This is a genomic window from Nocardioides maradonensis, assembly GCF_054777115.1.
The window spans coordinates 58,653-68,290 of record NZ_BAAHAZ010000024.1 but is presented as its reverse complement, the minus strand read 5'-3'; the positions used below and the strand labels follow the sequence as shown (position 1 = coordinate 68,290).

Annotated in this window: 14 protein-coding genes; 7 read left to right on the top strand and 7 right to left on the bottom strand. The window is 71.7% G+C overall.

All coding sequences use genetic code 11. The features are described from left to right. The first annotated feature begins 94 nt into the window (after positions 1–94). The 3 genes from ACYVAQ_RS21840 (at position 95) to ACYVAQ_RS21830 (ending at position 2,388) form a co-directional block, all read left to right on the top strand. Entirely contained in the window at positions 95–901 is an 807-nt protein-coding gene (locus ACYVAQ_RS21840) for an ABC transporter ATP-binding protein (RefSeq protein ID WP_460792680.1), read from the top strand. Next, positions 898–1,848 carry an alpha/beta hydrolase gene (locus ACYVAQ_RS21835; protein WP_460792678.1) on the top strand — a complete coding sequence of 317 codons (951 nt, stop codon included), beginning with the start codon at positions 898–900 and terminating at the stop codon, positions 1,846–1,848. Before ACYVAQ_RS21840 ends, ACYVAQ_RS21835 begins: the two co-directional genes overlap by 4 nt. A gap of 180 nt (positions 1,849–2,028) precedes the next feature. Further along, positions 2,029–2,388, top strand: a complete 360-nt coding sequence (locus ACYVAQ_RS21830) for a DUF4267 domain-containing protein (protein ID WP_460792677.1) — start codon at positions 2,029–2,031, stop codon at positions 2,386–2,388. Here the strand turns inward: ACYVAQ_RS21830 and ACYVAQ_RS21825 are convergent. From ACYVAQ_RS21825 to ACYVAQ_RS21810, 4 genes are read right to left on the bottom strand one after another with little or no spacing between them, the layout of a single operon-like run. Further along, positions 2,385–2,762, bottom strand: a complete 378-nt coding sequence (locus ACYVAQ_RS21825) for a DUF4190 domain-containing protein (protein WP_460792675.1) — start codon at positions 2,760–2,762, stop codon at positions 2,385–2,387. The two genes, ACYVAQ_RS21830 and ACYVAQ_RS21825, sit on opposite strands and share 4 nt — an antisense overlap. Continuing rightward, complete coding sequence (locus ACYVAQ_RS21820) at positions 2,759–3,883, bottom strand: SPFH domain-containing protein (protein ID WP_460792674.1); 1,125 nt, start codon at positions 3,881–3,883, stop codon at positions 2,759–2,761. The genes ACYVAQ_RS21825 and ACYVAQ_RS21820 overlap by 4 nt, the downstream gene beginning before the upstream one ends. Beyond that, positions 3,880–4,359, bottom strand: a complete 480-nt coding sequence (locus ACYVAQ_RS21815) for an NfeD family protein (RefSeq protein ID WP_460792673.1) — start codon at positions 4,357–4,359, stop codon at positions 3,880–3,882. The genes ACYVAQ_RS21820 and ACYVAQ_RS21815 overlap by 4 nt, the downstream gene beginning before the upstream one ends. A gap of 56 nt (positions 4,360–4,415) precedes the next feature. Next, positions 4,416–5,213: an ABC transporter ATP-binding protein gene (locus ACYVAQ_RS21810; protein ID WP_460792672.1), complete on the bottom strand. Its 798-nt coding sequence runs from the start codon at positions 5,211–5,213 to the stop codon at positions 4,416–4,418. Between the two features lie 31 nt (positions 5,214–5,244). Here ACYVAQ_RS21810 and ACYVAQ_RS21805 point away from each other — a divergent pair, with 31 nt between their 5' ends. Then, a complete protein-coding gene (locus tag ACYVAQ_RS21805; RefSeq protein WP_460792671.1) occupies positions 5,245–5,985 on the top strand; it encodes a hypothetical protein in 741 nt (246 codons plus the stop codon). A gap of 120 nt (positions 5,986–6,105) precedes the next feature. Then, the gene (serB, locus tag ACYVAQ_RS21800) at positions 6,106–7,308 is read left to right on the top strand and encodes a phosphoserine phosphatase SerB (protein WP_460792669.1); all 1,203 of its coding nucleotides are present in this window, start codon (positions 6,106–6,108) and stop codon (positions 7,306–7,308) included. Between the two features lie 13 nt (positions 7,309–7,321). Here serB and ACYVAQ_RS21795 read toward each other — a convergent pair whose 3' ends face one another. Together ACYVAQ_RS21795 and ACYVAQ_RS21790 are read right to left on the bottom strand one after the other, a co-directional pair. After that, positions 7,322–7,825, bottom strand: a complete 504-nt coding sequence (locus tag ACYVAQ_RS21795) for a SixA phosphatase family protein (RefSeq protein ID WP_460792667.1) — start codon at positions 7,823–7,825, stop codon at positions 7,322–7,324. A 4-nt stretch (positions 7,826–7,829) separates the two neighbouring features. Next, entirely contained in the window at positions 7,830–8,045 is a 216-nt protein-coding gene (locus ACYVAQ_RS21790) for a dodecin (RefSeq protein ID WP_460792666.1), read from the bottom strand. A 68-nt stretch (positions 8,046–8,113) separates the two neighbouring features. On the opposite strand from ACYVAQ_RS21790, the gene ACYVAQ_RS21785 reads away from it, so the two are divergent. Beyond that, a complete protein-coding gene (locus tag ACYVAQ_RS21785; RefSeq protein ID WP_460792665.1) occupies positions 8,114–8,446 on the top strand; it encodes a DUF3099 domain-containing protein in 333 nt (110 codons plus the stop codon). Continuing rightward, complete coding sequence (locus ACYVAQ_RS21780; protein ID WP_460792663.1) at positions 8,415–8,657, top strand: acetone carboxylase; 243 nt, start codon at positions 8,415–8,417, stop codon at positions 8,655–8,657. The genes ACYVAQ_RS21785 and ACYVAQ_RS21780 overlap by 32 nt, the downstream gene beginning before the upstream one ends. Here the strand turns inward: ACYVAQ_RS21780 and moaA are convergent. After that, positions 8,640–9,638 (bottom strand): GTP 3',8-cyclase MoaA, encoded by a 999-nt coding sequence (gene moaA, locus ACYVAQ_RS21775; RefSeq protein WP_460792662.1) that lies wholly within the window; start codon positions 9,636–9,638, stop codon positions 8,640–8,642. The two genes, ACYVAQ_RS21780 and moaA, sit on opposite strands and share 18 nt — an antisense overlap.

The following is a 9,638-nucleotide window of genomic DNA, read 5'->3' as shown; positions in this document are numbered from 1 at the left end:
GACGGCTCGCACGAGTCGTTTTCAACCACCTGATGACCGATCAAGCAGCACCCGCGACCGGACTCGCGGCCGCTGCTTGACATAGGAGAAACGCATGACCTCGACCGCGCTCGACCTGCAGGACGTCACGTTCATCCGCGGCGGGCGCCACCTCCTCGACGAGGTGTCGGTGACCGTCGGGACCGGCGAGCACTGGGCGCTGATCGGGGCCAACGGGGCCGGGAAGACAACGCTGCTGAACATCTGCGGCGCAGTGACCTTCCCCAGTCGCGGCACGGCGGCGATCCTCGGTCACCGGCTCGGCACGGTCGACCTGCGGGACCTGCGCCGTAGCATCGGGTTCGTCAACCCGCGGCACCCGCTGGAGTCCAACCTCACCGCGCACCAGGTCGTGCTGACCGGGGCGACCGGGACCACCGAGCTGGTGCCGCGCTGGGAGCCGAACGAGGCCGAGCTGGCGCGGGCCGAGCGGCTGCTGAAGCTGGTCGGCCTGGACGACCCGGACCCCGCCAACGAGCCCCGATGGCTCACCATGTCCCAGGGTGAGCGCGGGCGCGTGCTCATCGCCCGCTCCCTCATGGCCGATCCCCCGCTGCTCCTGCTCGACGAGCCCAGCACCGGCCTGGACGTGGCCGCGCGCGAGCAGATGATCCACACGATCGCCGACCTGCCCGACCAGGTGCCGGGCCTCACCACCGTGATGATGACCCACCACTTCGAGGAGCTGCCGCCCTCGACGACACACGCCGCGCTGCTGCGGCACGGGCGTCTCGTGGCCGCCGGACCAGTGGCCGACGTGCTCACCAGCGAGCTCGTGACCGCGACCTTCGACCACCCGATCCAGGTCGAACGGCGACACGGCCGCTGGTACGCCTTCGCCGGTGGCAGACTCTCCTCGTGACGACCACGACCGACGTCCTGGGTGAACCCTGGCTCGCCGAGACCATCACGCTGGAGCCCGACTTCGAGGGCGAGGTCGTGGCGACGCTCGTCAGCCGCTCGGCCGAGGCGTCCACCGACCGGGCCGTCCTGCACCTGCACGGGTTCTCGGACTACTTCTTCCAGACCGAGTACGCCGAGTGGTGGCTCGCCCGCGGCCACGACATGTACGCGCTGGACCTGCGCAAGTACGGCCGGTCCCTGCGCCCGCACCAGTCGGGCACCTACGTGGCCGACCTGGCGGCGTACTTCGAGGAACTGGACGCCGCCTGGGAGCGGATCACGAAGCGCGACGGCCACACCCGCGTGGTCGTGGCCGCCCACTCGACCGGCGGCCTGATCGCCGCCCTCTGGGCCGACGCGCGCACGCCGCCCGAGCTCGAGGGCCTGTTCCTCAACTCGCCCTGGCTGGACCTGCAGGGCCCCGCGCTGATGCGGTCGCGCCCGGTCAACCTGCTCCTCGCGCAGGCCGGACGGCGCGTTCCGATGCGGGTGATGGGCCGCGAGGTCAGTGGCATCTACGGCCGCAGCCTGCACAAGGACCACGAGGGCTCCTGGGACTTCGACCTCACCTGGAAGCCGCTCTCGTCCTTCCCGGTCCGCTACGGCTGGCTCGCCGCCATCCGCGCCGGTCACGCCCGGCTCCAGGCCGGCCTCGACGTGAGCTGCCCCGTGCTCGTGCTCTCCTCGGACCGCTCGAGCGCGCCCCAGGAGCTCGACGAGCGGGCGTTCACGACCGACATCGTCCTCGACGTCCGACAGATCCGCCGCTGGTCGACCGCGGTCGGCCCGCACGTCACGTACGCCGCCGTCCCGGGCGCCATCCACGACGTCGTGCTGTCCCGTCCCGAGGCCCGCGAGCGGGCGTACGACGAGATCGCGCGGTGGCTCACCGCCTACGTCGACTGAGTGCCCTGGGCACGTCTCTTTGTTCAGCGCCGTCGCGAGCGGTGTTTGCGGCCGATCCGGCAAGGCGCCGGAGCGAAGGCGGGCCGGAGGCCCGTCGAGTCTCCGGCAACGCAGCCGGATCGAGTCGGAAACGCCGCGCAGCAGGCGCTGAACAAAGAGACGTGCCCTAAGGTGCCGGTCATGGACCCTGTGACCGGCATCTCCCTCGGACGGATCGTCATCGGCATCTGCGCGTTCCTCGCGCCGGAGCTCACCGCCAAGGTGTTCGGTCTGGCGCCGGCCGGCAACCCGCACCTGCCCTACATGACCCGGATGTTCGGCGCGCGGGAGATCGCCGTCGGCGGTGTCACGCTCGTGTCGTCGGGCACGACGCGCCGCAACCTCGCCCTGGTGGGCGTCGCCATCGACGCCTCCGATGCCGCGACCGGGGCGCTGGAGCTGCAGGCCAACCGCATCCCCAAGTCCGCAGGCATCATGCTGATCGGCGTGGCCAGCGGCGCGGTCGTCTCCGGAGTCCTCACGGTGGTGCGCAAGGGCTAGAGGGACGACCCGCCGTAGGGATCCTGGACGACGCTGACCGAGTGGGCGAAGAAGACCACCAGCACCACGACGACCAGGACCGACAAGGCCGTGGCGGCCCACCCGATGATGATGCCCGCGAGGGCGAACCCCTCGCCCTGCTCGCCTCGGGTGCGGATCTGCCCGCGTGCGACGTGCCCCATCACCGCGCCGGCGATGCCGATCAGGCCCGGCAGGCAGCAGAGCAGCGCTCCGGCGACAGCCACCAGGCTGACGATCATCGACCCGATGGCCAGACCGTTGGTGGGCCGCGGCGGCTGGTACAGCGGCGGCCCGCCGTACGGCTCGGAGCCGTACGGCGGACCCTGCGGTGGCTCGTACTGCGAGTAGCTCACTCGTCGGCCTGCGGGGGCTCCGCTCCCGCGTCAGGCGTGTCGGACGGGCCGTCGGTCGGGATCTCCCGACCGGGGTGCGCCGCCTCCTCTGCCTCGCGGATGGCCTGCTCGACGGCCGACCGGGTCGACGCCTCCTCGGCGTCGGACGCGGTGCTCACCGCCGCCTCGGCCGGGCCCATGTCGACGCGCACCTTCGGCCCGTCGACCTCCTGCGGGATGCCGGGAAGGTTGCCGATCGTGGAGCCGAGGCCCTTGAGCGCCTCGCCGATCTCGCTCGGGATGATCCAGAGCTTGTTGGCCTCGCCGTCGGCGATCTTCGGCAGCATCTGCAGGTACTGGTAGGCCAGCAGCGACTGGTCGGGCGCGCCGTCGTGGATCGCCTGGAACACCGTCTGGATGGCCTGTCCCTCACCCTGCGCGCGCAGGATCGAGGACTCGCGCGCCGCCTGGGCCTCGAGGATGACCGCCTCCCGGGCACCCTCGGCGTTGAGGATGGCGGACTGCTTGTTGCCCTCCGCGGTGAGGATCGCGGACTGCCGCTGTCCCTCGGCCGTCAGGATGGATGCCCGCTTGGACCGGTCGGCCCGCATCTGCTGCTCCATGGCGTCCTTGATGGAGGCCGGCGGGTCGATGCTCTTGACCTCCACCCGGTTGACGCGGATGCCCCACTTGCCGGTCGCCTCGTCGAGGACGCCGCGCAGGCCGTTGTTGACCTGGTCACGGCTGGTGAGCGTCTGCTCGAGGTCCATGCCGCCGACGATGTTGCGCAGGGTGGTCATCGTGAGCTGCTCGATCGCGGAGATGTAGTTGGCGATCTCGTACGTCGCCGCCACCGGGTCGGTCACCCGGAAGTAGATGACCGTGTCGATGTCGACCGACAGGTTGTCCTCGGTGATGACCGGCTGCGGCGGGAACCCGACGACCTGCTCGCGCAGGTCGATGATGTAGCGGACCTTGTCGATGAACGGGACGACGAAGTTCAGGCCGGCCGGCAGGCTCTGCTTGTACTTGCCGAAGCGCTCGACGATGCCGGCGCGCGCCTGGGGGACGACCCGCACCGTCTTCGCGAGGATCACCACCACGAAGAGGAACAGGATCGCCAGCAGGACGAGGTAGATCATCGGAGCTCCTTGTACTCGGGGTATTCGGCACCGGGCGCCTGGACGGCGCGGACGTGGGCGGTGGCACCGCGGATCTCCACGACCTCGACGGGCGTGCCCTCGGGGATGTCGTCGTCCGCGCTGGCGGTCCAGATCTCGCCGTCCACCGCCACCCGGCCGACGTGCAGCGGGGCGATCGGCTCGCGGACGACGCCGTGCAGACCGATCACCCGGTCGTTGCCGAGCGCGATCTCGGTGCCGTGGTGGAGCCGCCGCGCGAGCGACGGCCGGACCACACCGAGCATCGCGACCGCGACGATCACGGCGACGACCGCCTGGACGACGTACGACCCGCTCAGCATGACCGTGGCCATGCCGGCGAGTGCTCCCACGGCGAGCATCCCCATGATCAGGTCGAGCGTCGCCATCTCGGCGATCATCAGGAGGACCGCAACCCCGAGCCAGACCTCCCATTGGTGGTCCTGGAACCAGTGCATGATGCGAGCCTATCCCCGGTGGAATGGGGGCAAACGGTGAATGCTGCGACCCGTCGTCAGCCGCGGTGCTGGCGCCGTCGGGCGGACCACCTGCCGTCCTGGTGGGACAGCGCGAGCGGCATCCCGAAGGTGGCCGAGAGCGCCTCCGGGGTGAGGGTCTCCTCGAGCGGTCCGGAGGCCACGATCCGGCCCTCGCGCAGCATCAGCACGTGGGTGAAACCGGGCGGGATCTCCTCGACGTGGTGTGACACGACGACGGTCGCCGGGGAGTCGGGGTCGTAGGCGAGCACCGACAGCGTCGAGACCAGGTCCTCGCGCCCGCCCAGGTCCAGGCCCGCAGCGGGCTCGTCGAGCAGCAGCAGCTCGGGGTCGGTCATCAGCGCCCGGGCGATCTGCACCCGCTTGCGCTCGCCCTCGGAGAGGGTGCCGAAGGTGCGGTCCGCGAGCCGCTCGATGCCGACCTCGCGCATCAGGTCGGCCGCCCGGGCGTGGTCGAGGTCGTCGTACTGCTCGTTCCACCGGCCCAGCACGGCGTACGACGCCGACACGACCAGGTCGCGCACCGTCTCGTCGCGCGGGATCCGCTCCGCCACCGCGGCGCTCGCGACGCCGATCCGCGGGCGCAGCTCGAAGACGTCGACCGTACCGAGCAGCTCGCCGAGGATGCCGACCGCACCCGACGTCGGGTGCAGCTGCGCCGCAGCGACCTGCATGAGCGTCGTCTTGCCCGCGCCGTTGGCGCCGAGCAGCACCCAGCGCTCGCCCTCGCGCACGACCCAGCTGACCCGGTCGAGCAGGCTCGCACCTCCCCGGCGGACGCTGACCTCGGCAAGCTCCAGCACGGCAGACGACATGCCGGCAACCCTACTAATGTTCATCGCTGCCATGACGACGCCACGGACCCCGCACGCCGCCCTCCCCGCATCGGCGCGCCTCGCGTGGTGGGGCACGGCCTGGTTGCGCGGCGCGATCGGGCCCGACGACCTGCTCGACGCGGTGCAGGGCCCGGACGTGGCGCACGTCGTCATCGGCGACGAGCCCGGGCTCGTCCCGTACCTCGCCCGACAGCGGTCGGCGGGAGCCGAGGCCGTCTCCGCGTCCTTCCCGTCGCCCGGCGACCCGGTCGGCCTGCGCGGTCCGGCCGCGCTCACCGCCGCCGCGATCGAGTCGGGCGAGGCGGCGTTGCTGCTGGGGGCCGGCACTGCCCTGGTGCCGGCCGGTGTCGGTCGGGCGGTCGAGTGGACGGCGTACGCCGCCGACCGACGTCCGCCGCCGGACCTCGGCGACGCGGACCGGGCGCTGCGCGCCGCCGTGCTCGACGTCGCCCGCGAGCTCGCCCAGCTGGACGTCGCCCGCTGGCGACCGGAGATCGCCGACGATCTCATCGACCTGCGGGCCGCCGAGCCGGTCAGCCCGCCGCCCGGCGTACCGCAGCGGTGTGCGGACCTGGCCGGACGTGCGCTGCACCTGTGGCGGGTCGTGGAGCTGGCCGCGGAGGACGACGGGTCCGCCGTGAGCGCCAGCCAGATCGAGCAGCGACGGGCCGCGATGCGGCCGCTGGACCACGCCGTCCGTCTCGCGCTGACCGCGGCCTTCTCCCCCGACGGCTGGCCGCCTGTGGGGTAAGGCCGGGTGGGCGTGCAAGCGAGACGCGCTCCGGGCGTGCGACGACAACGCAGCCAACGTGCGTCCGGAGGGCGTCGCAGCGTGCGCCCACCCGGCCTTGCTCCACTACCCTGAGCGGCGATGAACGAGACCCTGCTGCTCACCGTCACCGGCAAGGACCGGCCGGGCGTGACGTCCGCGATCTTCGACGTCCTCGCCCACGCGGGTGTGTCCGTCGTCGACCTCGAGCAGATCGTCGTACGCCGCCGACTCGTGCTCGCGGTGCTCGTCACCGCTCCGCACGACACCAGGCGGCTAGAGGCCAACCTCGAGCAGGCGCTGACCCAGCTCGGGATGAGTGTCGACATCGAGCGCGGGTCCGGCGACAACACCACCCGCCCCGGCGGCCGCTCGCACGTCACCGTCATCGGTGCCCCGCTCAAGGCAGCGGCGATGAGCGCGATCGCCGGCCGGATCGCCGACGCCGGCGGCAACATCGACCGGATCGAGCGGATGGCGCGCTACCCCGTCACCGCGATCGAGCTGGACGTCTCGGGCATCGATCCCGCCACGCTGCGGACCTCGCTCGCCAAGGAGGGCGCCCAGCAGGGCATCGACGTCGCCGTGCAGCCCGCGTCGCTGCTGCGCCACGGCGTCCGGCTGATCGTCATGGACGTCGACTCGACGCTGATCGAGGGCGAGGTCATCGAGATGCTGGCCGAGCACGCCGGGTTCGGCGCGGAGGTCGCCGAGATCACCGAGCGCGCCATGCAGGGCGAGCTGGACTTCGCCGAGTCGCTCCGCGCGCGGGTCGCCTGTCTCAAGGGCCTCGACGCCGCGGTGATCGACGAGGTCTACGACCAGATCGTCGTGAACCCGGGCGCCCGGACCCTGGTTCGCACGCTGCGCCGGCTCGGCTACCGGTTCGCGATCGTCTCCGGTGGGTTCAGCCAGATCACCGACCGCCTCGCCGCCGACCTGGGCATCCACCGCGCTCGCGCCAACACCCTCGAGATCGTCGACGGCCGGCTGACGGGCAACGTGCTCGGTGTGATCGTGGACCGGGCCGGGAAGGCCCGGGCGCTGCGGGAGTTCGCCGAGGACCTCGGCGTACCGGAGCAGGCGACGATCGCGATCGGCGACGGCGCCAACGACCTCGACATGCTCGCCGCGGCCGGTCTCGGCATCGCCTACAACGCGCGCCCGGTCGTGCGCGAGGCCGCGGACACGACGCTCAACGTGCCCTACCTCGACTCGATCATGTACCTGCTCGGCATCCGCCGCGAGGAGATCGAGGCGGCCGACGCCGCGGACGGCATCGTGACGCCGGCTCCCCCGGTCTGAGGTGTGCTGATTTCTAGCCGCGCCCGACGTGGAACGCCCGTGGCCGGGCGGTCATCTGGTCGACCTCCGCCCACGGGACGTCGACGTCGAAGACGGTGACGGCGCTGGTCGGGCAGCCGACCACCAGGCTCTCGGCCACGTCGGCCGGGCCCTCGCCGTCGTCGAGCAGCTGCACGAGCACCTCGATCGTCGGGTTGTGCCCGATGACCACGACGGTGTCGACGGCGTCGTCGGTGACCCGCACCAGCTCGAGCACGCCCTCCTCGTCCGTGCCGTAGAGGGCACGGTCGTACGTCGGCTCCAGGTCCCAGCCTGCCGCCTCTGCGATCGCGGCCCAGGTGCCGCGCGTGCGCGCCGCCGCCGAGACGTACGCCGCGCCCGGCACCACGCCCTCGGTCGCGAGCCAGCGTCCGGCCTCGGCGGCATCGGCTCGCCCGCGGTCGGTGAGCTCGCGGTCGAAGTCGCTGGCGGCGTACTGCTCGGCCTTGGCGTGTCGGATGACCACCAGGGTCCGCACGGTCCTACTCGTCGTCCTCGAGGCGGAAGCCCACCTTCATGCCGACCTGGAAGTGCTCGACCTGGCCGTCCTTGATCTGGCCACGCACCTGGGTGATCTCGAACCAGTCGAGGTGACGCAGGGTCTGGCTGGCCCGCTCGATCGCGTTGCGGACGGCCTGGTCGATGCCCTCGGGAGAGGTGCCGACGATCTCGGAGACACGGTAGGTGCGGTTCGACATGCGGCGAGCCTACTCGCCGCCGAGGACACCGCAGTCCGGGCTCATGGCGAAGGCATAGGATCGAGGTCATGGCGAGATCGGACTCCGGTGCCATCCGGATCACCACCGCGGGCTCGGGCCCCTCGGCCGATCTGGCGCGGCGCCAGAAACGCTACATCCTCTCCATGACCTTCCGGGCGGTGTGCTTCGTCGGCGCCGTGATCGCCGGGTCGCTGCACGTCAACTGGCTGTGGCCGATCCTCATCGGAGCCGCGCTGGTCCTGCCGTACGTCGCCGTGGTCATGGCCAACGCCAACGACTCCCGTGACGCCTCGATCGGTCTCGTCGGCGGCATGTCGCCGTACAAGGAGCTCGGGAGCGAGGTGACCGATGCTGACCCGGACGACCCACACCGAGCCTGACGTCTGTTCGGCCAAGGGCTGCCGCGAACCGGCCGTGTGGCAGCTGCAGTGGAACAACCCGAAGCTGCACGAGCCCGACCGTCGCAAGACCTGGCTCGCGTGCGAGGCACACCGCGAGACCCTGGAGAGCTTCCTCGGCGCGCGGGGCTTCCTCAAGGAGGTCGTGCCGCACGTCCCGGCCGGGTCGGACCCCTCAGCCGCCGATCGCTGACATCGGCCGGTCCGGCTGCAGGAACGTCGGGTCGTCGATGCCGTGCCCGGCGGCCTTGCTCCACATCGCCTTGATCCACCGCTCCGCGAGCTCGGCGTCGTCGGCGCCCGCCCGCATCGCCGTCCGCAGGTCCGACTCCTCGCGGGCGAACAGGCAGTTGCGCACCTGGCCGTCGGCCGTGAGCCGCACCCGGTCGCAGTCGCCGCAGAAGGGGCGCGTGACCGACGCGATGACCCCGACCGTCGCCGGCCCTCCGTCGACGAGGAACAGCTCGGCCGGGGCGCTGCCGCGCGGCTCGTACGCCGGCGTGAGCTCGAACTCCTGCCCCAGCGAGCCGAAGATCTCGTCCGCGGTGACCATCTCGTCGCGCTTCCAGCCGTGCTGGGCGTCCAGCGGCATCTGCTCGATGAACCGCAGCTGGTAGCCCCGCTCCAGGCACCAGCGCAGCAGCTCGGGCGCCTGATCGTCGTTGACACCGCGCAGCAGCACGGCGTTGACCTTGACCGGGCCCAGCCCGGCCGCCTCGGCCGCCGCCAGACCGGCGACGACGTCCGCGAACCGGTCGCGCCGGGTGAGCTCCGCGAACGTGTCGGCGCGCACCGAGTCCAGCGAGACGTTCACCCGGTTCAGGCCGGCCTCGACGAGTGGAGCGGCGAGCTTGTCCAGGCCCAGGCCGTTCGTGGTGATCGACATCTCCACGCCGGCGTCCATCGCGCGCACCCGCCGGACGATGTCGACGAGGCCCCGGCGTACCAGCGGCTCCCCACCGGTGAACCGCACCTCCTCGACGCCGAGGTCCCGCACGGCGATGCCGATCAGCCGGACGACCTCGTCGTCGGTGAGCTGGGCGTCGGACGGCAGCCAGTCCAGCCCCTCGGCCGGCATGCAGTACGTGCAGCGCAGGTTGCAGCGGTCGGTCAGCGAGACGCGGAGGTCGGTCGCCGTGCGTCCGAAGCGATCGAGGAGTGCGGGGACCTGCAT

Coding starts and splice junctions, on each gene's coding strand:
- ACYVAQ_RS21840 (WP_460792680.1), top strand. CDS start 95: ATGACCTCGACCGCGCTCGACCTGCAGGACGTCACGTTCATCCGCGGC.
- ACYVAQ_RS21830 (WP_460792677.1), top strand. CDS start 2,029: ATGGACCCTGTGACCGGCATCTCCCTCGGACGGATCGTCATCGGCATC.
- ACYVAQ_RS21820 (WP_460792674.1), bottom strand. CDS start 3,883: ATGATCTACCTCGTCCTGCTGGCGATCCTGTTCCTCTTCGTGGTGGTG.
- ACYVAQ_RS21815 (WP_460792673.1), bottom strand. CDS start 4,359: ATGCACTGGTTCCAGGACCACCAATGGGAGGTCTGGCTCGGGGTTGCG.
- ACYVAQ_RS21810 (WP_460792672.1), bottom strand. CDS start 5,213: ATGTCGTCTGCCGTGCTGGAGCTTGCCGAGGTCAGCGTCCGCCGGGGA.
- ACYVAQ_RS21805 (WP_460792671.1), top strand. CDS start 5,245: ATGACGACGCCACGGACCCCGCACGCCGCCCTCCCCGCATCGGCGCGC.
- serB (WP_460792669.1), top strand. CDS start 6,106: ATGAACGAGACCCTGCTGCTCACCGTCACCGGCAAGGACCGGCCGGGC.
- ACYVAQ_RS21790 (WP_460792666.1), bottom strand. CDS start 8,045: ATGTCGAACCGCACCTACCGTGTCTCCGAGATCGTCGGCACCTCTCCC.
- ACYVAQ_RS21785 (WP_460792665.1), top strand. CDS start 8,114: ATGGCGAGATCGGACTCCGGTGCCATCCGGATCACCACCGCGGGCTCG.
- ACYVAQ_RS21780 (WP_460792663.1), top strand. CDS start 8,415: ATGCTGACCCGGACGACCCACACCGAGCCTGACGTCTGTTCGGCCAAG.
- moaA (WP_460792662.1), bottom strand. CDS start 9,638: ATGCAGGTCCCCGCACTCCTCGATCGCTTCGGACGCACGGCGACCGAC.